Below are 26105 nucleotides of genomic sequence, written 5' to 3' on the forward strand. Positions count from 1 at the left end.
GCTCGGACTGCCTAGACCGCGCCGACGCTCGCGGTCGGTGCGGGAGTGGCGGCCAGCACCTCGTCGACCACCGAGGACGGCGGCCGCTGGCTGAGCTCCGCGTCCGGTGTGAGGACCAGGCGGTGGGCCAGCACCGGCTGGGCGACCTGCTTCACGTCGTCCGGCGTGGTGAAGGCCCGGCCGTCGGTGGCCGCGTAGGCGCGGGCCGCGCGAACCAGGGCGATGCTGCCCCGCGGGCTGGCGCCGTACCGTACGGCGGTGTGCTCGCGGGTCGCGGCGACGAGCTTCACGGCGTACGAGGTGATCGCCGGGTCGACGTGCACCGACCGGACGGCCGCGATCGCGTTGCGCAGGGCCGGTACGTCGATCACCGGGCTGAGCGAGTCCGGGCCGATCCGGCCGGTGTCGCCGAGCACGATCCGGACCTCGGCGTCGTGGTCGGGGTACCCGATCTCGATCCGCATCAGGAACCGGTCCAGCTGCGCCTCGGGCAGCCGGTAGGTGCCCTCCATCTCGATCGGGTTCTGGGTGCCGATCACCAGGAAGGGGTCCGGGACGGCGCGGGTGACCGAGTCGACGGTGACCCGGCGCTCGGCCATCACCTCGAGCAGCGCGGACTGCGTCTTCGGCGTCCCGCGGTTGATCTCGTCGGCGACCACCACGTTGGCGAAGATGCCGCCGGGGTGGAACTCGAAGCTCTCGTTGCCCTGGTGGTAGATCATCACGCCGGTGATGTCACCGGGCAGCAGGTCGGGGGTGAACTGGATCCGGTTCCAGGTGGCGTCGATGCTGCGGGCGATGCAGCGGGCCAGCGTGGTCTTGCCGAGCCCGGGCACGTCCTCGATCAGCAGGTGACCCTCGGCGAACAGGGCGGTCAGCGCCAGCCGGACCACCTCGGGCTTGCCGTGCATCACCCGTTGCAGGTTGTCCGCGACCAGCCGGTAGGCCTCACCGGGCGGAATCGTCGCACTCATCAGCTACTCCACTTGAACTTGTTGGACGTGACGTCTTCTTCGCCGGGCGCGGTCGCCACCACCCAGACCTGCTGGCCGGGCGCGTCGGTGGCGAACCGGTCGTCGATGGTGATCCCGCCGTTGCTGTTGGTCCGCAAGGTCGCGCCGGGGTTGGACGGCTGCCACCGCGTCGTGAACGGCTGGAAGAAGTAGTCGGTGTTCGGCTCCAGCCCGGTGCCCTTGACCAGGATGAAGGCACAGCCCGGCGCGTCGCAGGCCCGCTCGCCGCCGCCGTGGGTGGTGCTCGCCCCACGGGACGCCGTCAGCCTCCCCTGCGTGCTGCTGCCGCCACCGCCGACGACCAGCGTGCTGACCGCCTGCTTGCCGAGCACGAAGTTGCCTTGGGCATTGGTCGTCGTGGCGCGCACGGTGACCCGGTACTGCTGCCCGCTCGACAACCCGGAGATGGTCGCCCTGGTCAACGTGGTGGAGTCGCCCTTGGCTGTGCCGCCCTCGGTCCCCGTCGGGTTGGCCGCGATGTCGTAGCCCTGCAAGGTGTTGCCCTTCAGGTCCGGCCGGGTCCAGCTCAGCGTGACGCTGCTGCCGGACGTGCTGACCCGGAAGTTGCCAGGGGCATCCGGCACTCCACCGGACGGCACCAACCGCGCCGTACTGCTACCTGGTCCCGTGCCGACGCTGTTGATCGCGCGGACGGTGAACGTGTAGCCGGTGCCGTTGGTCAGGCCGGTCACGTTACGGCTGCGGGCCGTCGCGCCGAGCCGGACGCTGCCGCCGTTCCAGCTGAGGGTGTACGCCGTGATGGCGGCGCCGTTGGTGGCGGCTGCCTCCCAGCTCACCTGGACCGACCCGTTGCCGGCCTTGCCGGAGACGCTGCGCGGAGCACCGGGCCGGCTCGCCTGCACCGGTGGTTTCGCCGGCGGCTTCACCGGCGTGGTCGGCTTCTCGGGCGGCGGCTTCGGGCGGTCCGTGGTGGGCGGGTCGGTGGGTTCGTCCGGCTGGTCGGGCTGGTCGGGCTTGTCGTCGCCGGGCCGGGTGGGCCTGCCGGTCGGCCGGTTCGTCGGCCTGGGGTCCCCGGTCTCGGGCGGCTGGGGCGGTCGCGTCGTGGTCGGCGGCGGCTGGACCGGCCGGTCCGGCGTACTGGGCTTGACGCTCGGCTTGACCGGCTGCTGGGTCTTGCGCTGGTCCGGCCGGGCCGCGTTGGTGTCGACCGCGGTCACGTCGCCGGTGTCCTCGACGACCATCACCTGCTCGCCCGACCGGCTGGCGACGTACAGGCGCGAGTCGCCGCCGCGGTACAGGCCGGTCCTGTCCTCGGGACCGGCCTTGGAGCCCTTGGACGGCGCGGGGATCTTCCGGGCCGCCCGCTCCGCGCCGTTGCGGTCCAGGGTGACCAGGGTGTCGGTGCTCTCGTCGATCAGCGCGAGACTGTTGCCGGAGGAAACGATCCGCTCGTACTTGCCCTTGCGCAGCTGCTTGTGGACCGGCGGGGCGTCGGCCTTGCCGGTGGTCAGGGCGGTCGCGTCGACCAGGTGCAGCAGGCTCTTGTGCGGGTCGACGATCGCCAGCCGGCCGGTCACGTCGTTGGGCGCGACGATGGCGTCCCGGGGCAGGTCGTCGATCGGCAGCACCACCTTGCGGCCAAGGCCTCCGTCGTCCACGGCGTACAGCTCACGGCCGGTGGTGTCCACGAAGACGACCTGGTTCGCTCCGACGACCGCCAGCGATCCGGTGTGGCCGCTGGGCAGCTCTGCCGGGCAGGCCAGGCGGTCCGCGTCCAGCGGCAGCAGGCAGAGCCGGCCGCTGTCGGGCCGGTGCACCCAGACCGTGCCGTCCGAGGTGACCACCGGCGGGCCGAGCGGTACTCCGACCTTGGCGGTCGCCGCCTTCTCGCCGAAGCGCACAATCTGGCCGCTCTGGCGGTAGACCGCGAAGGCGGCCCCGCCGGCCTCCAGCACGACCGGCAGCTCGTCGACCGGTGCCGGCAGCGGGTTCGCGACGTCCAGGTCCGACTTGCCGAACGGGTAGGTGCGGCCACGCGACAGCACGTAGCCGTTCTGGTCGGACTCGACCACCTGCGTGCCCGGTCCGGCGCCCGGCAGCGGGATCTCCTGGTCGACGTTCTTGGTGGCGCCGTTGACGTGGAAGATCTTGCCGACCGTGGAGTTGTAGATGTACCGGCCGGGCTGGCTGAACTTCATCCCCGGCGACGCGTTGCCGGCCCCGGCGACGGCCACTCCGGTCACCGCGACGCAGCCCGCCACCACCGCGGCCAGCGCGGCGCGGGACCGGCGATTCTCGCGTGGTGACGGCGTACGGCGACCCTGACGGGACCTTCGCGTGACCGTCCGCAACAACTCGGTGACAGACCTCACAGCGACGAGACTAGGTCATCGCCGGTACAGCCCTTGTCCAGATTCGATCCAGACTGAAACATCAGCGCTCCGCCACCGGCAGCCGGAACTCGAAGATCGCGCCGCCCTCGTCGCCGTTGTGCACCTTCAGATCGCCGCCGTGCGCCAGCGCCACCCACCGGACGACGGACAGCCCGATCCCCGCGCCGGCCGAACCACTGCCGGCGGCGAACCGCTCGAACAGGTCGTCGCCGATCGCCGGATCGATGCCCGGACCCTGATCGGCCACGGTGATTCGCCCGTCGGCCACCGTGACGGTCACGATCGCCTGGTCGGCGCCGGGGGCGCGGCCGTGCCGCATCGCGTTGTCCAGAAGGTTGCCGATAGCCCGTTGCAGCAGGACCGGGTCGGCCCGCACCATCGTCGGCGCGGTCACCAGCGAGACCCGGCCGGCGTCGGACGGGGTGTCCTCCACCACTACGGCGACCAACTGGTCGAGCCAGACCAGCTGCATGCTCAGCTGCTCGACACCGGCCGCCAGCCGGGCGCGCACGAGCAGCCCGTCGATGATGTCGCCCATCCGGCCGGCCAGCCGGACGGTCCGGGGCAGCAGTTCGCCGCGCTGGTGCGGATCCTGCATCGCCGTCTCGGCCAGGGCTCGGAGCGCGGCGACCGGCGTACGGAGGTCGTGGGCTGTTTCGGCCAGCAGGTTCTCCTGCTGCTCCAGTGCGGCCATAGCGGGCCGGATGGCTCGGCCGGAGACGCCGTAGCCGAGCAGAGCGGCCGCCAGGATCAGGAACGCGCAGACCAGCAGCACGGTGGTCACCAGCTGCCGGTGGTCACCCAGCTCGTCCTTGACGTCGGTCCAGGCCACCACCGCACCGGCGTACTTGCCGCTGGAGTCGCGGAACGGCTCGACGTCGAGGCGGACCGGGCGGCCGTTGAGGGCCGTGCGGTCGGTGGACAGGACCACGCCGTCGCTGACTGCCTGGGTCGCCAGGCCGTCGAGGACCTTGGGGTCCATCGGGGTGCAGTTCTTCAGACTGGTGTGCTGGTCGAACCGCGTCGCGCCGCCCGGAACGATGACGAACTGCGGGCAGTCCGAGTTCAGCGGGTCGCGGTTGACCGCGGTGAAGTCGATGCCGCCGCTCTCGTTGACCAGGCGCAGCACCGGGCCGGTGACGACGTCCAGCTGGTTGTCGATACCGGCGTCGACGCGCTGGGAGTCCAGCCGCAGGATCAGCGGGGCCAGCACGATCAGGCCGATCGTGTTCATCACCGTGAACAGGACCGTGAGCCACCAGCGCAGACGGCGCAGGCGCTCGGCCGCGGGACCACGCATCAGACGCCCTCCGCGCGGACCAGCTGGTAGCCCTGGCCGCGGACCGCCTCGATCAGGTCCGGCGCGCGCAGCTTGCCGCGCAGCCGCCGGATGGTCGCGTCGACCACGTTCGACATCGGGTCGGCGGCGGAGTCCCAGCAGTGCTCGATCAGCTCCGAGCGGGACACCGTCCGGTCCGGCCGGGTGATCAGGTACTCGAGCACGGCGAACTCCTTGGCGGTCAGGCCGAGCAGCACACCGGCCCGCCTGACCTCTCGCCGGCCGGTGTCCATCTCGACGTCCTGGTAGCGCAGTACGGGGGTGCGGCCGGTCCCGGCCCGGCGGCACAGGCTGAGCACCCGCGCGGTCAGCTCGGCCACGGCGAACGGCTTGACCAGGTAGTCGTCGCCGCCGTACTCGAAGCCGTCCACCCGGTCGGCCAGGGTGTCCAGGCCGGTCAGGAACAGCACCGGGACCGCCCAGCCCTGTTCCCTGCGGTGGCGAACATAGCCGATCGAGTCGCCGTCCGGCAGCAGCCGGTCGAACACGACGCAGTCGTAGGCGTTCACGAACAGCGCCTCGTCGGCGGCCGCGATGGTGCCGGCCAGGTCGACCGCCAGCGCCGCCGACCGCAGCGCCGCCGGGACCGCCACCTGCAGGTCCTCGTTGTCCTCTACCACCAGTACGCGCACTCGGGACCGCCCGTGTCATCGAAATGTCATCGTCCACCCGGATCGTATGTGTCATGAACGGTCACTCAGCGCACACACCGGCCCGGATCGCCTTCCGGGTGCTGGGCCCGCTCGAGGTCGACGGCCCGGACGGAGCCCCGCTGGACGTCAGCGGCGGCAAGCCCGCGACGATGCTCACCCTGCTCCTCCTGCACCGCAACGCGTGGGTCAGCACCGACCAGCTCATCGAGGCGGTGTGGGCCGGGCTGGACGCTCCGGCGTCCGCGCAGCGCAACCTGAAGACCTACGTCTGGCAGCTGCGCCGGGCCCTGCCCGACGAGCGCATCGAGAGCCGACCGGGTGCTTACCGCGTGCGGGTGCTCCCCGGTGAGCTGGACGCGGACGTGGCCGCCGGCCTGTCCGACCGGGCGCGCACTGCTCCTGCGGCCAAGGCTGTCGCCCTGCTGGAGCAGGCCCTGGGCCTCTGGCGCGGCTGCCCGTACGACGGCCTGACCGGCGACGCGACCAGTGCCGTGGACCGCCTCACCGAGCTCCACCGCTCCCTGCGCGAGGACCTGGCCGACGCTTCCTTCACCCTCGGCCGTTCCAGCGACGCGATTTCGTTGCTGAAGGCCCTTACCGACGAGGACCCGCTGCGCGAGCTCGCGTGGACGCGCCTGATGTCCGCCCTCCACCAGACCGGTCGCCGCCACGAGGCCCTTGCGGCCTACCAACGGGCCCGCACCGTTCTGGTCCGCGAGCTGGGGATCGAACCAGGCGCCGAGCTGACGCGCGTCCACCAACAGATCCTGAACGACGACGAGCAGGACGCCTCGGGCACGCGCTCCACCTTCCGACCGCCCCGAACGGGCGGCGACCCTCTCCTCCCCTCCGATCTTCCTGCTCGGATCGCCGGGTTCGTCGGGCGGGAGCGAGAGCTCGCCGCTGTTCGGGCGGCCGGCTCGTCGGAGCGGGTCTGTGTGGTCTCCGTCGACGGCATGGCCGGGATCGGGAAGTCCGCCTTCGTGCTGGAGGCGGCGGCTGCCGTTCACGCCGTGGAAGCGCAGATCTGGGTCGATCTGAGCACCGAGGACCCCGCCGGTCCGCGTGGTCTCGGGCAGCGCGTGCTGCTGGTGCTGGAGAACGCCGAGGACGCGGGCCAAGTACGCGACCTGATGCCCAACACACCCGGTTCTGTTGTTCTCGTGACCAGCCGCCGGCGGCTGGTCGGGCTGGACCGCGACCTGGCGATCACCCTCGAGCCGCTGGACGACGCCGACTCCGCACGGATCACCGACTGCGAGCAGGCTCTCCGCTGGGCAGCCGGTCACCCGGAAGCGCTGCGGCGGTTCGCCGAGTTGCTGGCCGGGCGGCAGCCGTGGACGGCGGCCCGGCTCGCCGACGGACTGGACCGGCCGGCGGCACGCCGGCACGCACTCGCCGGGCTCCACGAGCGGTTCGACGCGGCCTACCACTCACTCGCGGGACCGGTCCGCCGGCTCTACCGCTTACTGGGTCAGACACCGCAGTTCGACGTACGGCGGGCAGCACGGCTGCTCGGCGTCGATCAGCAGGAGGTGGAACCGATGATCGACGAGCTGCTCGACCAGCACCTCGTCTCCGAGCCCGCACCGGGCCGCTTCAGCCTGCACCCGGTCGTCGGCGATCACGCGCACGGGCTCGCCGCCGAGTCCTCCGCTGAGCTGCTCGCCGCGGCGCGGCCGAGGGTCGCATGAGGCCCCCGGCCGCGGCCGCGGCCGCTCCCCAGCAGCAGGTCGACCACGCGCCGACCGCACGGGCAGTCCCCCGAGCAACCTCAGTCGGTACGCCGATCGCCCGCGTCGCAGCAGTCCCGCAGCGACCTGTGCCGCAACCGGTCGCCGTACAGGCCGCGCTGGCGGCTCCACTGGCTGCCCGGTCCTACCTGGTCGACCAGCCGCCGGCACCAACACCGGTCGCCGACAAGGTCGAGATCCCCGAGCGCGCGATCCGCGTCGGTCAGGTCGTCTGCTGGCAGATCGCCCTGCTTGCCGTCGGCGCCGCCACGGCGGGCTCCCGGCTGACGCTCGTCCTCACCAGCGCGGCAGCGATCACGCTGGTGCTGCTGACCGCTGTCCGCCTCCGCGGCCTCTGGCTCTACCGCTGGGCCGCCGTACTGCTCACCTTCCTGCTCCGCCGTCGCCGGATCGACCTCGGCGGCGACACCGCGCTCAACCTCACGAGCGTGTTCCTCGGCCGTACGACGGTGAGCACCCTGACCATCCGCGACCAGCCGTACGGCGTACTGAGCCATCCCGGTGGAGTCCTGCTGGCCCTCCGGGTCGGCGCCGACGCGCAGCACGAGCTGCTGCCGCGCCTGTCCACGTTGACCGAGTCGGTCGACGAGCAGCCCGTCGCGGTGTCGATGCAGCTCGTCCTGCACACCGGCATCAAGCAGAACCAGCCGCTGCGGGCCTGGATCGCCGTGGCCGCGCAGCGCACGTCGGAGATCGCCACGGACGAGCAGGTCAACCAGGTCCTCACCAACACCGTCCGCCGCCTGGTACGCCGGTTCGACCGCGAGCAGGTCGAGAACCTGCCGCTGGACGAGTCGGACGTACTGGCCTCGATCGGCGCACTGGCCCACGCCAACGCGGGCCGCGGTCAGGTCCGCGAGCGCTGGTCCACCTGGGCCGCCGGACCCGTCCTGCAGGTCGGCGTACGGCTCACCGGGTACGCCGCACTGCCGGGCCCGCTCGCGCAGGCCCTGGTCGACACGCTGACCGGTACGGCGACCGGTGCCGCCCAGACCCTCGCCATCACCGTCACGGCTCCGCCCGACGGTCCCGAACCCGCCCAGCACGACGCCGTACTGCGCGTAGCCGCCTCACATCCGGCCACGCTCGACTCGGCGGTCAACGTCCTCACCTCACTGGCTCGCTCCTTCGGAGTGGAGCCGGAACGCCTCGACGGGCGGCACACCGCCGGTGTCGCCGCCACGCTACCTCTGGGGGTCCCCCTCTCATGACTGTGCCGATTGCCTCGCCTCCGGCTCGGCGGGACATGGGGCTTTAACTCCTGGTCTTCCCTCGTCGCTCCAGTCGCTTCGCTCCTTCCACTCCTCAGTCCAGACCAGGAGGCCCCATGTCCGTCACCGTTCTGCACCGTCCCACTGCCTTCCACCAGGTCCCTGCCCAGGACGGCATCGCCGCCCTGCTCGCGAGCGCCCGCGACGAGGTGATCGCGATGAGCAACCTCTCGCCGTCCGGACCGGCGTTCGGGCCGCGCGACGTCCGGCCCGGTGTGCGGTACCGGGCCATCTACCCCGACACCGCCCGGACCGCGCCGACGCTGTGCCGCCACCTCGCGGCGATGTCCGTCGCCGGTGTGGCCGTCCGGACCGTCCCGCACCTCCCGCTGAACGGACTGGTCGTGGACGGGCGGGCTGTGGTCCTGCCGTCCGACACGTCCAACGGCAGCGTCGCCGTACTGCGGCTGAGCAGCGCGGTGGCCAGCACGACCGGGCTGTTCGAGCTGGTCTGGCCCGGTGCGGTCCCGCTGACCGACAGCGACGTACCGGGTGACGTCGACCTGGACGAGCGGAACCGGGAGATGCTCCGGCTGCTCGCGCTCGGCGTCACCGACGAGGTCGCGGCCGCCCAGCTCGGCATCTCGGTCCGGACCGTCCGCCGGATGGTCTCGCAGATCATGGGCCGGCTCGGTGCGCGCAGCCGGTTCCAGGCCGGCGTGAAGGCCGCCGACCGCGGCTGGCTGCTCGACCGGGCCAGCTGATGCGCGTCCTCACCGTCGCGGCGGACCGTCCCGGCGCGTACCCGACCATCGGCTCCGCTCTGCTCGAGGCGTCCGACGGAGCCACGGTCGCGATCGCCGCCGGGACGTACGCGGAGACGCTGGAGCTGAGCGGGCGCGTCGTCACCCTGCAGGCCGAGGCCGGCGGTGCCGTCGTCCTGGATGGAGCGGGTGCGGACTGGCCGACGCTGCGCGCGGTGGACGGTGAGCTGACCCTGCGCGGCCTGGACATCCGGGCCGGCGACAACCTGGCCGTCTCGGTCGAGCGGACCGTGCTCACCGTCGAGCAGTGCGAGGTGCGCAGCAAGAGCCGGCCCGCCATCAGCGTGCACGCCAGTGCGGCGTTCACGGTCGACCGGTGCACGGTGAGCGGCGCCGAGACCGGCATCGTGGTCGAGGGCGCGACCGGCCGGATCCTCGACACCACGGTCTCCGACGTCTCCGGCGACGGCATAGTCGTTGCCTTGGGCTCCGATCCGCTGATCCGCGGCTGCACGGTGAGCGGGTGCGGCGGCCGCGGGATCTACGTGTACCAGTACAGCCGGCCCGAGCTGACCGACACCTCGGTGGCGCGGACCGGGACCGACGGGATCGGCGTCGCGCACGGCAGCACGGCGACCATCCGCCGGGTCACCGTCGAGGACACCCGCGGCGCGGGCATCGCGTTCAGCCCGGGCTGCGGCGGCACGGTCGAGGGCTGCCGGACCGACAACACCGGACTCGCCGGAATCCAGATCGCCGACGGCGCGACGGTCGAGGTGATCGAGAAGGCGTCCGCGCGGCCGGCCGACACCGACGGGCCGCTGGAGCAGCTGCTCGGGGACCTGGACGAGATGGTCGGGCTGCCGGGCGTGAAGGCCGAGGTGCACGCGCTGGTCGACGAGATCCAGGTCAACGAGTGGCGGCGCGCGGCCGGGCTGTCGGTCGGCGCGGTCAGTCACCACCTGATCTTCGCCGGGGCTCCTGGGACCGGAAAGACGACCGTCGCGCGGCTGTACGGCAAGCTGCTGAAGGCGCTCGGCGTGCTGCCGCACGGCGAGTTCACCGAGGTGTCCCGCCGCGACCTGGTCGGCCAGTACATCGGCCACACCGCCGAGAAGACCGCGACGGTCTTCGAGAAGTCCCTCGGCGGCGTGCTGTTCATCGACGAGGCCTACACGCTGTCCCGCTCGGCCGGCAGCGGCGGCGACTTCGGCCAGGAGGCGATCGACGCCCTGGTGAAGCTGATGGAGGACCACCGCGACGAGATCGCGATCATCGTGGCCGGCTACACGACCGAGATGAACGACTTCCTCGACGCCAACCCCGGTCTGGCGTCGCGGTTCTCCAAGACCATCGAGTTCGAGAACTACTCCGCGCCCGAGCTGCTGCTGATCACCGACCGGATGGTCGCCGCCGGGGACTACCTGCTCGACCCCGCGGCCGCCGACCCGCTGACGGCGTACTTCGACCGGATCGCCGGCACCGCCAACTTCGGCAACGCCCGCGAAGCGCGCCGTCTGGTCGAGGGCGTCCGGAAAGCGCAGTCCCAGCGCCTCCGCGCGCTCGGCCGGATGCCCACCACGGACGAACTGCGTTCGCTGCTGGCCGACGACGTCCTGTCCGCCGCGGGCCTGCCGAAGGTGGCTGATCCAGCTCTGCCTCGGTGAAGCGCACCTTCTGTCGAAACTTCTGACAGTTCCAGCGGGTGCGCCTCACCGGCAGAGTTCAGCTCAGGATCTTCTTCTCGTCCCGGGCCAGGCGGTCGTGGCCGGCCGCGCGCCGGTCGACCGGTTGGTGCTCCTTGCGTGGCGCCGGGCAGACCGGGCCACGGCGGATCGGTCCGCCGCCCAGCCGCCTGCTCTTCCACTGCTTCTCGTCGTAGTCGTAGTAGGTGTCGGTCCCTCCAACGCTCACAGCCGTCCTCCCTGTCACCCCCCGGTGACCCCCCTCCTGCTGCCTTCTCAACAGGTGGTACCCACCCACAGTCCGTCACCAGACCCCTGCAACACAAGGGATTGACGAAACTGTGTTGGTCCTGATCAAACCGCCCAGACCGCCACGGAGCGACCGGAAAGCGCTACTCCGTCGGTCACCTGGTCGCTCGTACCGAAAGTCATCACCTCGTACGACGGAACGCCGTCCACCGGCACCACGCGCTCTTCCTCACCGAGGTTCACCACCACCCGCAGCGCACCCCGGCCGACCACCAGCCAGTCGTCCCCCGACGTCACCGTGGCCGAGCCGATCCGGTCGTCGCGCAGGTCGTCGTCGCGGGCCCGCAGCGCCAGCAGGTCGCGGTACCAGGCGAGCAGCTCGCGGTGCGGCGACTGGTCGAGCTCGGTCCAGTCCAGCACCGAGGACCGCCAGGTCTCGGGGTCCTGCGGGTCCGGGATCTCCTCGGCGTCCCACCCGAACGCCGCGAACTCGCTGCGCCGTCCGGTGCGGACCGCGTCGGCCAGCTCCGGCTCGTCGTGGTCGGTGAAGAACCGCCACGGCGTGGACGCGCCCCACTCCTCACCCATGAACAGCATCGGCGTGTACGGCGAAGTGATCACCAGCGCCGCACCGATCGCCAGCTGCCCCGGCGACAACGCCGGCCGGTCGCCGAGCGCGCGGTTGCCGACCTGGTCGTGGTTGGAGGTGTAGGCGAGGAACTCCGAGCCCCGGTGCTTCGCGGGGTCCACCGGCCGTCCCCAGTCCTTGCCGCGGAACGACGAGTAGGAGCCGTCGTGCAGGAACACCTGGGTCAGCGTCTTCGCGAACACCCCGGGCTGGGCGAAGTCCTCGTAGTACCCGGCCCGCTCACCGGTCAGCAGCGTGTGCAGGGCGTGGTGGAAGTCGTCGCTCCACTGCGCGGTCATGCCGCGCCCGCCGTCGGCCACCGGCGTCACCATGGCCGGGTCGTTCAGGTCCGACTCGGCCACCAGTCCCAGCGGCCGTCCCAGCTCGGCCGAGAGCGCTGCCGTCTCGGTGGAGAGCTGTGCGAGCAGGTGCTGCGGGCTGTCGTCCTGCAGAGCGTGGACGGCGTCCAGCCGCAGCGCGTCGAAGTGGAAGTCCCGGAACCACCGCAGCGCGTTGTCGAGGATCCAGCGCCGGACCTCGTGAGAGCCGGTGTCGTCCAGGTTGACCGCCGGGCCCCAGGGCGTCGTGTGCTTGTCGGTGAAGTACGGGCCGAAGGAGCCCAGGTAGTTCCCGGACGGTCCGAGGTGGTTGTAGACGACGTCCAGGCAGACCGCCAGGCCGACCGCGTGACACCGGTCGACGAACTGCTGCAGGGCTTCCGGTCCGCCGTACGGCGCGTGCACGGCGTACAGGTCGACGCCGTCGTAGCCCCAGCCGTGCTTGCCCGGGAACGCGGCTACCGGGAGCAGGGACACCACCTGGACGCCGAGCGCGACCAGGTAGTCCAGGTGGCCCGCGGCCGCGTCCAGCGTGCCCTCGGGGGTGAAGGTCCCCAGGTGCAGCTCGTAGAAGACAGCACCGCGCACGTCCCGCCCGGCCCACTCCGCGTCGCTCCAGCCGAAGCGGGACGCGTCGAAGACCCGGCTGGGTCCGTGCACCCCTTCGGGCTGCCAGGCGCTGCGCGGGTCGGGCATCGGGTCACTGCCGTCGACGGAGAACGCGTAGTCCGTGCCGGGCCCGGCGTCGGCGACCTCCAGCGACCACCAGCCGTCGTCGGCCTTGGTCATCTCCAGCGACTGGGTCAGAACCAGTGAAACCGTTGAGGCGTCGGGGGCCCAGACGGTGAAGGTGTGCATCGATCAGCCTCTCGCGAGCAGCGCCACCGGGAGCTCAGCCAGCAGCTCGTCGATCCGAGCCGCTCCACTACCCACCGACCGGCCGGTCAACACGTCCTGCCAGTCACCGGACGGCAGGACGACGGTCGAGTCGCCCCAGCCACCCAGCCGGTGCAGCGCGACCGGCAACCGGGTCGCCAGCGTGATCACCGCGTCTCCGCGAGCAAAGGCCACCGCATGCCCGTTGGACGTCGGCAGCGGGGTGTAGCTGCCCGCGAAGGCCTCCGGGTTCTGCCGGCGCAGCCTGAGCGCCCGAGACGTCACGAGCAGCTTCTCGTCCGCCAGGTCACTCGGAGACGCACCGCCGTCCAGCCGGGCCAGCCGCTGGATGCGCTCCTGGTAGTCGACCGGGCGCCGGTTGTCCGGGTCGACGAGCGACAGGTCGACCAGCTCGCTGCCCTGGTAGACGTCCGGTACGCCGGGCATCGTCAACTGGACCAGCTTCTGCCCGAGCGTCGCCGCCCGCACGTACGGCGCCTGCGTGTCAGCGAACCGGCGTACGGACTCCAGCAGCTCGGAGTCGGCCAGCACGGCGGTCGCGAAGGCAGCCACGGCCTCCTCGTACTCGCTGTCCGGTGAGGTCCAGCTGGTGTGCCGCTTGCCCTCGCGGATCGCCTTCTGCAGGTAGGCCTGCAGCCTGTCCTCCGCCAGCGGCCCGTCGTCCCAGGTGCCGAGCAGGGTCTGCCAGACCAGGTACTCCGTGCTGCCGTCGAGCAGGGACCCGCGGTAGTCCTCCGACCGCGTCCGCCACAACCGGACCGCCTCGACCCAGGCAGCAGGCTGCTCGGAGAGCACGCTGAGCCGGGCCCGGACGTCCTCGGACCGCTTGGTGTCGTGCGTCGACAGCGTGGTCATCGTGCGCGGCCAGTGGTCGTTCAGCCGGGCGGCGTACGCGTGGAACTCCTCCGGCGAGACGCCGAAGTGCTCCGGGTCGCCACCGACCTCGTTCAGCGAGGTGAGCCGGAACCAGCGGTAGAACGCGGTGTCCTCCACGCCCTTGGCCATCACCGGCCCACAGGTCTGCTGGAACCGCACGATCAGCTCGTGCCGCGCGTGCTCGTCGATCCGGCTCGCCGTCCCGGCCTCCCGGCCGAGCAGCAGGTCGCGGACCAGGTCGAGCGTCTCCTGCTGCTCCTCGTCCAGGTTGCGCCGGGCCAGCTCGGCCACGTGCTCCAGCTCCGCGACCGCCTCGGCCGGTGCAGGCTCACCCGGTACGACGTACGCCCGGTACCGGTCGAAGTTCACCAGCAGCTCGACGACGACCTCGTGGAACGCCCGGCGGGTGTGGTCGCGCAGGCGAACGTCGTCCTGGCAGATCCGGGCCAGCAGCTCGACCAGCCGGTGCACCTCGGCGTACTGGCCGTGCTTCACGACCTCACGCTTGGCCTGCTCGACCACCGGAGCGAAGTCGGCCGGCTCGCCGGTCAGGTCGGCGTGGTACGCCGCCAGCGGTGCGGCGCCGGCCGGGTCGACGAAGAGGCCGCCGACCCGCAGGAGCGCGTCGTAGCCCGTCGTACCGGCGCAGGGCCAGTCGCGGGGCAGCTCTTCGTCGCCCTCGAGGATCTTCTCGACCACGACCCACGCACCGCCGGTCCGCTCGGCCAGGCGCCGCAGGTAACCCCGCGGGTCGGCCAGGCCGTCTGGGTGGTCGATCCGGAAGCCGTGCAGCTTCCCCTCGCGCAGCAGGGTGAACAGCAGCTCGTGCGTCGCCTCGAAGACCTCCTGCGTCTCCACCCGGACAGCGGCCAGGGTGTCGACGTCGAAGAAGCGCCGGTAGTTCAGCTCCTCGTCGGCGACCCGCCAGTGCGCCAGCCGGTACCACTGCTCGGTCACCAGCTCGGCGATCGGCAGGTGCTCGGTGCCGGGGCGCAGGGGGTACTCGTGCTCGTAGTACCGCAGTACGGGCTCGTCACCACTCGTGTCGATCGACAGCTCGCCGTCCGCCAGCACCTTGCCGATCCGGTTACCGAGCACCGCCATCAGCAGCGGCTGGTTGCCCGACCCCCAGTCCACGTCGAACCACTCCGCGTACGGCGAACCCGGCCCGTCCCGCAGCACCGACCAGAGCGCCGCGTTGAGCCGGGCAGGCGTCGGTACGGCGACATGGTTCGGTACGACGTCCGCGATCGCCCCCATCCGGTGGTCGGCCAGCTTGTCCGTCAGCCGCCCGAACGCCTCACGCCCGCCGGCCGGCTCCGACAACCGACTGTGGTCGACCACGTCGTACCCGTGCGTCGAACCAGGCGCAGCCTGCAAAATCGGCGACAGGTAGGCGTGCGAGACACCGAGGGAGTGCAGATACTCCACGACCGCCGCGGCATCGTCGAACCCAAAAGCCCCGTTGATCTGAAGCCGGTACGTAGACAACGGCACGGAGCTCACAAAGCCTCCCCCTCAGAGACTCGGAGTCCCCCAAGGTTTTGGGGCTGCCCGCTCTGGACTGAGGAGAGAGGGAGCGCAGCGACCGAACGACGAGGGAAGAGCGGGCGAAAAAGCCCCAAAACCCGCGGCGACGAAGTCGACGCAAAAGATACAGCCGGGTTCGCAGCCAAAAACAGACCCATCATCCCGCGGCCTGCCGGGGCCTGGTCAGGACGATCGTGCCGTGGGCCTCGATCCGGATCGTGCTGCCGGCCGGGTGGTCGACCTCCTCGCTGCGGCCGGTCGGCCGGATCGTGTCGACCACGACCGACCAGGAGTCGCCGTACTCCTTGGTGGGCAGCAGGAACTCGTGCGGCTCGTGGTCGCTGTTCAGCAGGATCAGGAACGAGTCGTCGACCACCGGCTCGCCGCGCGGGTCCGGCTCGGAGATGGCGTCGCCGTTGAGGAACACCGCGACCGCCCGGGCGTCGTCCCGGCTCCAGTCGCCGTCCTGCATCTCCTGGCCCTCCGGCGTGAACCAGACCAGGTCACCGAGCCCGTCGATGCCCTGGTCGCCGTGGAAGAAGCGGCGGCGGCGCAGCACCGGGTGCTCGTTGCGCAGCTGGACCAGGCCGCGGGTGAACTCCAGCAGGTCTTCCTGCTCCTCGTCGAGGTCCCAGTTCACCCAGGCGAGCTCGTTGTCCTGGCAGTAGACGTTGTTGTTGCCCTGCTGGCTGCGGCCCAGCTCGTCGCCGTGCGCGAGCATCGGGACGCCCTGCGAGATCAGCAGCGTGGTCAGGAAGTTGCGCTGCTGCTTGGCCCGCAGCACCCGGACCTCCCGGTCGTCGCTGGGGCCTTCCGCGCCGCAGTTCCAGGAGCGGTTGTGGCTCTCGCCGTCGTTGCCGCCCTCGCCGTTGGCGTCGTTGTGCTTGTCGTTGTACGAGACCAGGTCCCGCAGCGTGAAGCCGTCGTGCGCGGTGACGAAGTTGATGCTGGCCAGCGGGCGGCGGCTGTCGTCCTGGTACAGGTCCGACGAGCCGGTCAGCCGGGAGGCGAACTCGGCCAGCGTGTAGCGCTCACCGCGCCAGAAGTCGCGCACGGTGTCGCGGTACTTGCCGTTCCACTCCGTCCACAGCGGCGGGAAGTTGCCCACCTGGTACCCGCCGTCGCCGACGTCCCACGGCTCGGCGATCAGCTTCACCTGGCTGACCACCGGGTCCTGCTGGACCAGGTCGAAGAACGCCGACAGCCGGTCGACCTCGTGGAACTGGCGGGCCAGCGTGGCCGCGAGGTCGAAGCGGAAGCCGTCGACGTGCATCTCGGTGACCCAGTAGCGCAGCGAGTCCATGATCAGCTGCAGCACGTGCGGGTGCCGCATCAGCAGGCTGTTCCCGGTCCCGGTCGTGTCGTAGTAGTGCGACTTGTCCTGGTCCACGAGCCGGTAGTACGCCGCGTTGTCGATGCCCTTGAACGACAGCGTCGGGCCCATCTCGTTGCCCTCGGCGGTGTGGTTGTAGACCACGTCGAGGATCACCTCGATGTCCGCCTCGTGCAGCGCCTGGACCATCGTCTTGAACTCGGTCACCTGCTGACCGCGGGTGCCGTTGGACGAGTAGGCGTTGTGCGGGGCGAAGAAACCGATCGTGTTGTAGCCCCAGTAGTTCGACAGTCCGCGCTCCTGCAGGTGGCCGTCCTGGGCGAACTGGTGCACCGGCATCAGCTCGACCGCGGTGACACCGAGCCCCTTGAGGTGCTCGATGATCGCCGGGTGCGCCATCCCGGCGTACGTGCCGCGGATCTCCTCCGGCAGCGCCGGGTGGGTCTTGGTCAGGCCCTTGACGTGCGCCTCGTAGATCACCGTCTCGTGGTAGGCGTGGCCCGGCGGCCGGTCGTTGCCCCAGTCGAAGAACGGGTTGGTGACGACCGACAGCATCGTGTGCTCGCGGTTGTCCATCGTGTTCAGCTCGTCGGGCTTGGCGAACCGGTAGCTGAACAGCGACTCGTCGGCGTCCACCTGTCCGTCGATGGCTTTCGCGTACGGGTCCAGCAGCAGCTTCGACGGGTTGCACCGGTGCCCGGCGGCCGGGTCGTACGGGCCGTGCACGCGGTAGCCGTAGCGCTGGCCCGGTTGGACCGAGGGGAGGTAGGCGTGCCACACGAAACCGTCCACCTCGGTCAGCTGGACCAGCTGCTCCGACCCGTCGTCCGCGATCAGTGCCAGGTCAACTTGTTCGGCAACCTCCGAGAAGAGCGCGAAGTTCGTACCGGAGCCGTCGTACGTGGCTCCGAGGGGATAGGGACGACCAGGCCATTTCTGCACGCGACGACGGTACCCATCCCTACCCCCATTCGAAGAACGGCGGTGTGTTTTCCCACCGCGAATCCACCTCAGCTGACGGTGACCGCCTTGGTGCTACTCACGGTAGTGGCGTGGTCCGCGTCAGCGAGCCAGACCACCCGGTAGTACGACGTACCGCGCGCGGTCGGCTTGATGCTGAACCCGTAGTTGCCGGTGGCGTTCAGTTTGGTCGTCGTGACGGTCGGCCACGCCGTGCCGGTCAGCCGCTGCAGGTACGCCGTCGTACCGGGGTGCTGCGGGCGCAGGAAGCCGTAGACCGGGGTGGTGGTGCCGAGCTTGATCGCGGCGGCCAGGTTGATCGTGATGGTCGGCTTGACCTCGATCGTGGCGTTGCCGCTGCGCGAGCCGAGCAGGTCCGGTGAGCCGTTGTAGCCCCACGCGTACACCGTGGAGACGGTCGGCTTCTGGACCGACGACGCCTGGCCGGTGCCGTCGGAGGTGACCTTGCCCACCTCACGCCAGGTGGAACTGTTCTTGGCACGCGCGTAGAGCGACAGCGGTACGCCGACCAGCGAGGCGCCGGTGTCCTTGCGGGTTGCCCGGGTGTAGAGCGTCACCGCGCCGCCGTAGCTGATCGCCGGAGCGCTCGCTGCCACGGTCGCTCCGGTGCCGATCAGGACCGTGTCGACGCCGGGGCCGATCTTGCCGGTGCTGTCCTTGACCCAGGCGCGGAACGCGTAGCTGGTGGCGTTGGCCAGGCCGGTGGCCGTCGTGGAGCTCGCGGTGCCGGTGTAGACCGCCGTACCGACGTTCGGGAGCGGCGGCGGGGCGGTGCCGCCGGCGTTGCGCCGTACGATCACCTGGTGGCCGGCGGGGACGGTCCACTTGAGCGCTGCCGTCGAGTAGGCGCCGGTCGCGTCGAACCCGGTGGCTGCCGCCGGCGGAGCGGTCAGGTTGACCGCGTTGCTGTCGATCTCGATCTCGGTGCCACCGTGGGTCTCCTTGTGCGGACCCGCGTACTGGTGCACCCGCTGCCGGTTGGTCCACATCGTCGGCGGGATGAACCCGTTGTCGGTGGTGTTGGTGACGTTGTTCCAGCGGGCGAACCACAGGTTGTCCGGCCGGGTGTACGACGTGTTGTTGTAGGCGCCGGCCAGATCGACCCCGCCGGAGGCAGCAGCGACGTACGCACCGCCGACGTAGCCGCGGGTGTTCAGCTCCAGCGTCCAGCCGCTCAGGTAGGACAGCACCGACGCCTTGCAGGCAGCGGTGGAGGTGTAGGCCTCCACGTCGCTGTAGATCGCGCTGCGCTGCGCGAAGCCGAGCGCCTGGGCGGCGGTGACGGCGTTGGCCGCCGCCGTACGGCCCTAGGCCCGTGCGGTCGCCGGGTCGGTCGACATCTTGCTGGCGTACGGCGCGCAAGGCGCCTGCAGGCCGACGTCGATCAGCAGGAACTGCCAGCCCTTGGCGGCGTTGTTGGCCACCCAGTCCGGCGTCAGGTTCGGCTGGCCGCAGGCACGGCGCTCGCCGCTGATGTAGACACCGACCGCCTGGTAGCCCGACGCCGGGTACAGCCAGGCGTCCATGGCGGCCTGGCTCGGGGCCGAGCAGGTGTCGAAGGCGAACCCGCCCTGCAGGTTGCCAGTGGCAACTACAGACGGGGTCGCCGCCGCAGCACGGGGCTGGGCGAGCCGGCTGGCCTTGGAGGTCACCCGGCCGGTGCCAAGCACCTCCCGGGCGGCTTGGTCTCCACCGGAGCTGTAGTACGCCGTCGCGAGCACACCCGCATCCGTCACAGCCTCCTGCAGCTCACCAGGGGTGGAGCGGGCGGTCCTGGTCAGCGGCTCCAGGACCAGGCCCTGGCTGCGGCCGGTCAGGTGGGCCGGGCAGTCGGCCTGGGCGGTGCTCTTGCCCAGGTAGACGGCCGGGCGGTCGAAGCGAACACAGGCCGTCGGGTCCTTGGCCAGGTCCACGACCTGCCAGTCGGCCGGCACCGTCACCTGGTAGCCGCGGTACTCCACGGTCTTGTCCCCCGCGGCCTGCGCGGGCAGTACGCCCGTCGCAAGCACCGCAAAGGGCACAACGATCTTCCACAACCTCACAAAGAACTCCTCACAGGGCAGGCGGCCGCCGTGAGTATTTCAGAGAGACCAGACCTGACGCCTGCGTATTGCTACTTACTGCAAAGCCTCCACCGGCCGCTCGGACCCGAAGACGCCCAGCGTCGCCAGGGCGGCGTTGCCGAGCAGTACGACGCCGGAGCCGACTCCGGCGACCAGACCGACCAGCGGCCGGTCCTGCTGACCGAAGGCGATGACCAGCCCGGCCACACCGAGCACAGTCATCAGTACGCCGATCGCGAGCATCTCCCGGTTGCCGCGGATCCACCAGTACGCGAACGCGACGAAGTGCAGCCCGACGACCAGCGCGATCCAGGCGACGGCCGCGGTCTGCTCGATCTGGTTCAGCACCGCCAGCCCGCCGAACAGCAGCACGACCTCGACGGCCACGATCACGAAGTACCCACGCGCCGACTGCTTGGCCGGCTTGCGCGGCCCGCCGGCCCGCAGCACCTGGACGAACGAGACGAGCACGAGCAGCGCCGCGGCGACGGCGACCGCGCTGACGATCGCTCGGCCGGGCGAGCCCAGCTTCGCGGAGTTGACGAGGATGAACACGAGTCCGAACGACGCACCGACGACGTGGCCGGGCTGGGCGGGGGTCAGCTTCACGGCGTGAACTTACCCCCGCCCAGGGTTCGGGTCAGACGATGTACCGGTCGCCCGGCTGGACGATCCGCAGCCAGCGGCTGCCGTGCGGGTCGAGGTCGAGCTGGATCGTGCCGTCCTCGGCGACTTCCGTCGTACCGGGCTGGAGGAGGTCGACCGCCTGGACTCCGACTCCGGTGCCCGAGACCGCCAGGGTGACGGTGGCGGGCTCCCCGGCGAAGTTGTGGGCAGTGATCACGCAGCCGCCCTCGTACTCCGAGCGGTGGGCCAGGACCGTCTGCGACTCGTGCTCCAGGACCGTGCAGTCGCCCCAGGACAGCTCGGGGGTCTCCCGGTAGCGCTGGATCAGCAGCTTGATCCAGCTCATCAGGGAGTCCGGGTCGCGGCGCTGGGCGGCGACGTTGACGTGCTCCGGGGACAGGTCGCCGGTGACGACCTGCCCGGCCAGGTCGGCCGCGTCGGCGGTGGAGAAGCCGCCGTTCACCGAGTCGGTCCACTGCATCGGAGACCGGACGGCGTTGCGGCCCTCCATGGCCAGGTTCTCGCCCATGCCGATCTCCTCGCCGTAGAACAGCACCGGAGTGCCCGGCAGCGAGAAGAGCAGGCTGTAGACCATCCGGAGCCGCGCCGGGTCGTTGTCCAGCATCGGAGGCAGCCGCCGGCGCAGTCCGCGATCGTAGACCTGCATGTCCTTGTCGGGGCCGAACGCGGCGAACACCTCGGCCCGCTCGTCGTCGGTCAGCTTGTCCAGCGTCAGCTCGTCGTGGTTGCGGACGAACGTGCCCCACTGCGCCTCCTCCGGCGGAGCGGGCCGCTCGCGGATGGCCTTGACCAGCTCGGCCGGGTCCTGCCGGGCCAGCGACAGGTACATCTTCTGCATCCCGATGAAGTCGAAGCACATGGTCAGCTCGTCGCCGTCCTCGTCCCCGAAGAACTCCCGGGTCTCCTTGTACGGCAGGTTGACCTCACCGAGCAGCACCGCCTGACCGCTGCGCCGATTCATGAACGCCCGCAGGTCGCGCAGGTAGTCGTGCGGGTCCGCCAGGCTCTCCGGGTCCGCCGCGCCCTTGGTGTCGAGCAGGAACGGTACGGCGTCCACCCGGAAGCCGGAGATCCCCAGCTGCAGCCAGAAGCCGATCACCCGGATGATCTCCTCCCGTACCTCCGGGTTGGTGATGTCCAGGTCGGGCTGGTGCTTGTAGAACTGGTGCAGGTAGTACTGGCCCGCCTGCTCGTCGTACTGCCACAGGCTGGTCTCCTGGTCCGGGAAGACGATGCCTTCGGTCGCGTCCTCCGGCGGCTGGTCCCGCCAGACGTACCAGTCCCGGTACGGCGACTCGCGCGACTCCCGCGCGCTCTGGAACCACGGGTGCTGGTCGGACGTGTGGTTCACCACCAGGTCCGCGATGACGCGCATGCCGCGGTCCTGGGCCAGCGTGATCAGCTCGACCAGGTCGCCGTGCGTGCCGAGCCGCGGGTCGACGCCGTAGAAGTCGGTGATGTCGTAGCCGTCGTCGCGGTCCGGCGTCGGGTAGAACGGCATCAGCCACAGGCAGGTGACGCCCAGGTCGGCCAGGTGGTCGATGCGCTGCGACAGGCCACGGATGTCGCCGCTGCCGTCGCCGTCGGTGTCGAAGAAGGTCTCGATGTCCAGGCAGTAGACGACGGCGTTCTTCCACCAGATGTCGGCGGTCTCGGTCAGTCTCACGGGCGGGTCACCTCCAGTTGCGGCAGCACCTTCGCGCCGAACGTGTCGACGAACTCCGACTGCTGCTGCCCGACGTGGTGCAGGTAGATCGCGTCGAAGCCGAGTTCGGCGTACTGGTTGAGCCACTCCGCGTGGCGGCCCGGGTCGGAGGACACGTGCACGGTCTTGTGCATCGCCTCCGGCGGCACGTGCTCGGCGGCCAGGTCGAACGACTCAGCCGTGTCGGTGTCCCAGCAGAACGGCGGGGGGAACACGTTGGAGCGCCACTGGTCGTGAGCGATCGCCAGTGCCTCCTCGTCGGTGCCGGCGTAGCTCAGATGCACCTGCAGGCAGACCTTTCCGCGACCACCGGCGTCCTTGTACGCCGCGATCAGGCGGCGCAGGGTGTCGTGCTCGGCGTTGACGGTGATCAGGCCGTCGGCCCAGCCGGCGCACCACTTCGCCGTACGTTCGGAGACGGCCGCACCGAGCAGGGCGGGGACCTCGGTGGGGAGGGTCCAGAGCCGGGCCCGGTCGACCGTGACCAGGCCGTCCTGGCTCACCTCGTCGCCCTGCAGCAGCCGGCGCATCACGTCGACCGCCTGCTCCAGCCGCTCGGTCCGCTGCTGCTTGTCGGGCCAGCGCTCCCCGGTGATGTGCTCGTTACTGGCCTCGCCGGTGCCGAGCGCGGCCCAGAAACGGCCGGGGTACATGGAGGCCAGCGTGCCGATCGCCTGGGCGATGATCGCCGGGTGGTAGCGCTGGCCTGGGGCGTTGACCACCCCGAAGGTCAGATCGGTCGCCTGCAACGCGGCACCGAGCCAGGACCAGGCGAACCCGGACTCGTTCTGCCGGACGCTCCAGGGGCTGAAGTGGTCCGAGCACATCGCGGCTGTGAAGCCGGCTTGTTCCGCCCGCACCACCGCTTGCAGCAGGTCGGCGGGCGGGACCTGTTCGTGCGAGGCGTGAAAGCCGTAGACAGTCATACGTCCCCGTGCCCGGACCGCGGGCCCGCCACACGGGGATTCAGCGCACTACTTGGACTTCTGGTTCACCGAGCCGACCAGGGCCGTGGCGACCTCGCGGAGCTTCAGGTTGCCGGACTGGGAGAGGCGGACCAGGAAGGCGAAGGCGCGGTCGGCGTCGAGGGTGTAGCGCTCCATGATGATGCCGACGGCCTGGCCGATGACGTTGCGGGTGGCCAGCGCCTCGTTCATCGTCTCGCCCTGGCGGGCCCAGCCCATCGCGACCGCGACCTGGCCGGCGTACAGGCTGCCGAGGTGGACCGAGTCCTGGTCCAGGGCGTACGGCTCGCCGGCGTACAGGTTCAGGGCGCCGCGGATGTGCGGCTCGGCGCGGAACTGGAAGGCGAGGTGGGCGCCGAAGCCGAGCGCGGCGGCCTTCGGGCCGAAGACCGGCCAGCGGCCGTCGGTGCCGACGTCGCCGACCAGGACCACCGGTTCACCCAGCGCGGCGTCGACGCACGGGCCTTCGTGCAGCTCGTACTGCAGGAGGTCGGCCTGGGTCGCCACCGGACCGGTCGGCGCGATCGTCTCGATCCGGCCGTCCTTGTGCGTCAGCGAGATGCTCACCTCGACGACCCCCGGCACCGTGTCGGCGGCGCTCCGGGTGATCAGCTTCAGCGTCTCGTCCAGGTCCATCGGAGCCCGCATCGACTCCGCGACGTCCACCATCGCGCCCGCGACCTGCTGCAACTTCGTCGGCTCAGCCTGCAGCGGCATCGTCTCCATCACAACTCCTCCCGCCCGTGCCAGGCCCCCCAACGGCCGGTCACACGGCCAGTGTGCCGCACCAGCCCCAAAATGGCGCCCCGCGCATGCTACGGATGGGAAGAAGGGGAGGGGGAGGAGCCGGCCGCCCCCGGGCGCAGCTTCGCGCGCTGTGCTGCCGCCCGGCCCGCTACTCCGGGCAGTCCCCCGCCGCACCGCCACCCCCGACGGTCCCCCGCCGCACCACCACCCCCGACGGCTCCGCGCCGTGCTGCCGCCCCGGCCCGCTGACCCGGGTGGTTCGTGGCGGGTGAGGCTGCGGTCTACTTCCCCGCGCGGGGGCCTTTGCGGAGGGCGTTGTGGGTGCCGTCGCAGAGGGGTTTGAGGGCCGAGCGGCCGCAGCGGCAGAGGGCGATGGTGCCTCGGGTGGGGGTGATCTCCTCGCCGTTCTCGTCCTGCAGGGTGAAGTCGCCCCGGACGATCAGGGGACCGTCGGGGTAGGCGCGGATCACGGAGTCGCTCATGCACCTCCGGTACCCGGCATGAATCGGGGTACCGGGGGACCCGATGGTTCGAAGGAGCGTTTGATGCAATTACCACCCCCTCGCGGGCCCCTCAGTGGTTGGGTGATCGACCACCTGCGGGGTGCCGACCAGCCCGCGCCGGACACGATCTCCGAGCAGCAGGTGCTCGACGACGACTTCCAGCTCGCGCTCTGGTGCTGCTACGAGCTGTACTACCGCGGCTTCGACGGCACCGCGCCCGACGCCGAGTGGGACCCGCGGGTGCTCGCCTTCCGCGCCGAGCTCGAGAAGCCCTTCACCGGCTGGCTCCGGACGCTCACCGGACCAGCGCTCGCGGCCACCACGCCGGTCGCCGAGCAGCTCCGTGCCCTGATCGACGCCGACGACGGCCCGTCCCTGGCGGCGTACCTGCAGCGGCACGCGACCCGCGACCAGTTCCGCGAGTTCCTGCTGAACCGCTCGGTCTACCAGCTCAAGGAGGCCGACCCCCACAGCTACGGTATCCCCCGCCTCGACGGCGCCACGAAGGCCGCCCTGGTGGAGATCCAGACCGACGAGTACGGCGGCGGCCGCGCCGAACGCATGCACGCCGAGCTCTTCCGTACGACGATGCGCTGGCTCGACCTCGACGACACCTACGGCCGCTACGTCCCGGACGTCCCCGCCGTCACCCTCGCCCTGTCCAACGCGATGTCGCTCTTCGCCCTGCACAGCCGCTGGACCGGCGCGCTGCTCGGCCACCTGGCCGCCCTGGAGATGACGTCGACACTGCCCAACCGCCGGTACGCCGGCGGCGCGACCCGCCTCGGCGCCACCGAGGAGCAGGCCCGCTACTTCACCGAGCACGTCGAGGCGGACGCCGTCCACGAGCAGATCGCCGCGCACGACCTCTGCGGCCGGTACGCCGAGGAGAACCCGGACGCGGTCCCCGACATCCTCTTCGGCGCGGCCTGCTGCCTGGCGCTCGACAACCTGGTCGCCGAGCACCTGCTGACCGCCTGGAACGCCGGGCAGGAAGGACAAGTCGCCAGCTGACCCGGTCGCCTAACGCAATCGGGCGCGCACAGAGAGTACGTTCGTCCCCATGTTCAAGCGAGCCGCGGCGATCGCCGGCGTACTGGTCCTCACCATCTCGGGGGTCGCGACCGCGGCCACCCACCAGCCCGGGCAGGACCGGACGGACCGAAGTCTGATCGTCGGCGGCACGCTCGCGGCGCTGTCGGAGGCGCCGTGGGCGATCGCGCTCACCAGCACGCGGTCCTCGGACAGCAGCGGCCGCTGGTGCGGCGGTGCGCTGGTCCGGCCGAACAAGGTCCTGACCGCGGCGCACTGCATGACCAAGCCGACCTCGACGTACGCCGCGGTCCAGGGCCGCGCCGACCTGCTGGACACCCGCGGCGGCCGGACCTCCGCGATCAGCAACGTCTGGATTCACCCCGGCTACAACACCAACGACAACCGCAACGACTTCGCCCTACTGACGCTCGCCACTCCGATCACCGGCGTCCCGCTGATCGCCCTGGAGACCAACCCCAAGGCCGACCGCAAGGGTGCCGTCCCGACGGTCTTCGGCTGGGGCGACACCCAGGGCACCGGCCCCTCCGACACCTTCCACAAGCTCCGCGTCCCCGACCTCGGCGACGCGACCTGCCTGGGCAACTCCGAGTACGTCGGCAACGGCTACGCCGCCGCGAACAACATCTGCGCCGGCTACCTGAACGGCGGCAAGGACGCCTGCCAGGGCGACTCCGGCGGTCCCCTCGTCCTCAACGGCCGCCTGCTCGGCACGGTCTCCTGGGGCAAGGGCTGCGCGGAGAAGGGCTACCCCGGCGTCTACGCCGAGATCGCCCCGGCCGCGAAAGCACTCAAGGCCCAGTTCGGCAAGTAACG

19 protein-coding genes and 1 pseudogene are annotated in these 26105 nt (G+C 70.9%); 6 read left to right on the forward strand and 14 right to left on the reverse strand.

What is annotated here, in order from left to right; genetic code table 11:
• Window positions 1-11: 11 nt before the first annotated feature.
• The 4 genes from ACLQ2O_RS20860 to ACLQ2O_RS20875 all read right to left on the reverse strand — a co-directional run bounded on the left by ACLQ2O_RS20860 (window position 12) and on the right by ACLQ2O_RS20875 (window position 5338).
• Window positions 12-974: an AAA family ATPase gene (locus ACLQ2O_RS20860; protein ID WP_425833808.1), complete on the reverse strand. Its 963-nt coding sequence runs from the start codon at window positions 972-974 to the stop codon at window positions 12-14.
• The gene (locus ACLQ2O_RS20865; protein ID WP_425833811.1) at window positions 974-3346 is read right to left on the reverse strand and encodes a fibronectin type III domain-containing protein; all 2373 of its coding nucleotides are present in this window, start codon (window positions 3344-3346) and stop codon (window positions 974-976) included. The genes ACLQ2O_RS20860 and ACLQ2O_RS20865 overlap by 1 nt, the downstream gene beginning before the upstream one ends.
• Window positions 3347-3407: 61 nt before the next feature.
• On the reverse strand, window positions 3408-4667 hold the full coding sequence (locus tag ACLQ2O_RS20870; protein WP_425833812.1) for a sensor histidine kinase: 1260 nt from the start codon (window positions 4665-4667) through the stop codon (window positions 3408-3410).
• Window positions 4667-5338: a response regulator transcription factor gene (locus tag ACLQ2O_RS20875; protein WP_425833814.1), complete on the reverse strand. Its 672-nt coding sequence runs from the start codon at window positions 5336-5338 to the stop codon at window positions 4667-4669. Before ACLQ2O_RS20875 ends, ACLQ2O_RS20870 begins: the two co-directional genes overlap by 1 nt.
• 53 nt (window positions 5339-5391) lie before the next feature.
• Between ACLQ2O_RS20875 and ACLQ2O_RS20880 the strand changes: the two genes are divergently transcribed.
• From ACLQ2O_RS20880 to ACLQ2O_RS20895, 4 genes are all read left to right on the forward strand, one after another.
• The gene (locus tag ACLQ2O_RS20880; RefSeq protein WP_425833816.1) at window positions 5392-7053 is read left to right on the forward strand and encodes a BTAD domain-containing putative transcriptional regulator; all 1662 of its coding nucleotides are present in this window, start codon (window positions 5392-5394) and stop codon (window positions 7051-7053) included.
• Window positions 7050-8324 carry a hypothetical protein gene (locus ACLQ2O_RS20885; protein WP_425833818.1) on the forward strand — a complete coding sequence of 425 codons (1275 nt, stop codon included), beginning with the start codon at window positions 7050-7052 and terminating at the stop codon, window positions 8322-8324. Before ACLQ2O_RS20880 ends, ACLQ2O_RS20885 begins: the two co-directional genes overlap by 4 nt.
• 116 nt (window positions 8325-8440) lie before the next feature.
• On the forward strand, window positions 8441-9088 hold the full coding sequence (locus ACLQ2O_RS20890) for a helix-turn-helix transcriptional regulator (protein WP_425833820.1): 648 nt from the start codon (window positions 8441-8443) through the stop codon (window positions 9086-9088).
• Window positions 9088-10755, forward strand: a complete 1668-nt coding sequence (locus ACLQ2O_RS20895) for a right-handed parallel beta-helix repeat-containing protein (RefSeq protein ID WP_425833822.1) — start codon at window positions 9088-9090, stop codon at window positions 10753-10755. Before ACLQ2O_RS20890 ends, ACLQ2O_RS20895 begins: the two co-directional genes overlap by 1 nt.
• Before the next feature lie 58 nt (window positions 10756-10813).
• On the opposite strand, the gene ACLQ2O_RS20900 is transcribed toward ACLQ2O_RS20895, so the two are convergent.
• From ACLQ2O_RS20900 to ACLQ2O_RS20945, 10 genes and pseudogenes are all read right to left on the reverse strand, one after another.
• A complete protein-coding gene (locus tag ACLQ2O_RS20900) occupies window positions 10814-11002 on the reverse strand; it encodes a hypothetical protein (protein ID WP_425833824.1) in 189 nt (62 codons plus the stop codon).
• A 125-nt stretch (window positions 11003-11127) separates the two neighbouring features.
• Window positions 11128-12846: a malto-oligosyltrehalose trehalohydrolase gene (treZ, locus tag ACLQ2O_RS20905; protein ID WP_425833826.1), complete on the reverse strand. Its 1719-nt coding sequence runs from the start codon at window positions 12844-12846 to the stop codon at window positions 11128-11130.
• A 3-nt stretch (window positions 12847-12849) separates the two neighbouring features.
• Window positions 12850-15267, reverse strand: a complete 2418-nt coding sequence (gene treY / locus ACLQ2O_RS20910; RefSeq protein WP_425833828.1) for a malto-oligosyltrehalose synthase — start codon at window positions 15265-15267, stop codon at window positions 12850-12852.
• Window positions 15268-15448: 181 nt separating this feature from the next.
• Window positions 15449-17566: a glycogen debranching protein GlgX gene (glgX, locus tag ACLQ2O_RS20915; RefSeq protein WP_425833830.1), complete on the reverse strand. Its 2118-nt coding sequence runs from the start codon at window positions 17564-17566 to the stop codon at window positions 15449-15451.
• A 68-nt stretch (window positions 17567-17634) separates the two neighbouring features.
• Window positions 17635-19131, reverse strand: a pseudogene (locus tag ACLQ2O_RS20920) (glycoside hydrolase domain-containing protein).
• A 591-nt stretch (window positions 19132-19722) separates the two neighbouring features.
• Window positions 19723-20277 carry a hypothetical protein gene (locus ACLQ2O_RS20925; protein ID WP_425833832.1) on the reverse strand — a complete coding sequence of 185 codons (555 nt, stop codon included), beginning with the start codon at window positions 20275-20277 and terminating at the stop codon, window positions 19723-19725.
• Between the two features lie 31 nt (window positions 20278-20308).
• Window positions 20309-21982 (reverse strand): alpha-amylase family protein, encoded by a 1674-nt coding sequence (locus ACLQ2O_RS20930; RefSeq protein ID WP_425833834.1) that lies wholly within the window; start codon window positions 21980-21982, stop codon window positions 20309-20311.
• Window positions 21979-22947, reverse strand: a complete 969-nt coding sequence (locus ACLQ2O_RS20935; RefSeq protein ID WP_425833836.1) for a TIGR03885 family FMN-dependent LLM class oxidoreductase — start codon at window positions 22945-22947, stop codon at window positions 21979-21981. The genes ACLQ2O_RS20930 and ACLQ2O_RS20935 overlap by 4 nt, the downstream gene beginning before the upstream one ends.
• 48 nt (window positions 22948-22995) lie before the next feature.
• A complete protein-coding gene (locus ACLQ2O_RS20940; RefSeq protein ID WP_425833838.1) occupies window positions 22996-23712 on the reverse strand; it encodes a GAF and ANTAR domain-containing protein in 717 nt (238 codons plus the stop codon).
• 302 nt (window positions 23713-24014) lie between these two features.
• Window positions 24015-24215, reverse strand: coding sequence for a CDGSH iron-sulfur domain-containing protein (locus ACLQ2O_RS20945; RefSeq protein WP_425833840.1), 201 nt, complete (start codon window positions 24213-24215; stop codon window positions 24015-24017).
• A gap of 102 nt (window positions 24216-24317) precedes the next feature.
• On the opposite strand from ACLQ2O_RS20945, the gene ACLQ2O_RS20950 reads away from it, so the two are divergent.
• A complete protein-coding gene (locus ACLQ2O_RS20950) occupies window positions 24318-25250 on the forward strand; it encodes an iron-containing redox enzyme family protein (protein WP_425833842.1) in 933 nt (310 codons plus the stop codon).
• A 49-nt stretch (window positions 25251-25299) separates the two neighbouring features.
• Window positions 25300-26103, forward strand: a complete 804-nt coding sequence (locus ACLQ2O_RS20955) for a S1 family peptidase (RefSeq protein ID WP_425833844.1) — start codon at window positions 25300-25302, stop codon at window positions 26101-26103.
• Window positions 26104-26105: the final 2 nt, after the last annotated feature.

The organism is Kribbella sp. DT2, from assembly GCF_049844575.1.
Classification (GTDB): domain Bacteria; phylum Actinomycetota; class Actinomycetes; order Propionibacteriales; family Kribbellaceae; genus Kribbella.

Coding starts and splice junctions, on each gene's coding strand:
- ACLQ2O_RS20860 (WP_425833808.1), bottom strand. CDS start 974: ATGAGTGCGACGATTCCGCCCGGTGAGGCCTACCGGCTGGTCGCGGAC.
- ACLQ2O_RS20870 (WP_425833812.1), bottom strand. CDS start 4,667: ATGCGTGGTCCCGCGGCCGAGCGCCTGCGCCGTCTGCGCTGGTGGCTC.
- ACLQ2O_RS20880 (WP_425833816.1), top strand. CDS start 5,392: ATGAACGGTCACTCAGCGCACACACCGGCCCGGATCGCCTTCCGGGTG.
- ACLQ2O_RS20885 (WP_425833818.1), top strand. CDS start 7,050: ATGAGGCCCCCGGCCGCGGCCGCGGCCGCTCCCCAGCAGCAGGTCGAC.
- ACLQ2O_RS20890 (WP_425833820.1), top strand. CDS start 8,441: ATGTCCGTCACCGTTCTGCACCGTCCCACTGCCTTCCACCAGGTCCCT.
- ACLQ2O_RS20895 (WP_425833822.1), top strand. CDS start 9,088: ATGCGCGTCCTCACCGTCGCGGCGGACCGTCCCGGCGCGTACCCGACC.
- treZ (WP_425833826.1), bottom strand. CDS start 12,846: ATGCACACCTTCACCGTCTGGGCCCCCGACGCCTCAACGGTTTCACTG.
- ACLQ2O_RS20935 (WP_425833836.1), bottom strand. CDS start 22,947: ATGACTGTCTACGGCTTTCACGCCTCGCACGAACAGGTCCCGCCCGCC.
- ACLQ2O_RS20940 (WP_425833838.1), bottom strand. CDS start 23,712: ATGGAGACGATGCCGCTGCAGGCTGAGCCGACGAAGTTGCAGCAGGTC.
- ACLQ2O_RS20945 (WP_425833840.1), bottom strand. CDS start 24,215: ATGAGCGACTCCGTGATCCGCGCCTACCCCGACGGTCCCCTGATCGTC.
- ACLQ2O_RS20955 (WP_425833844.1), top strand. CDS start 25,300: ATGTTCAAGCGAGCCGCGGCGATCGCCGGCGTACTGGTCCTCACCATC.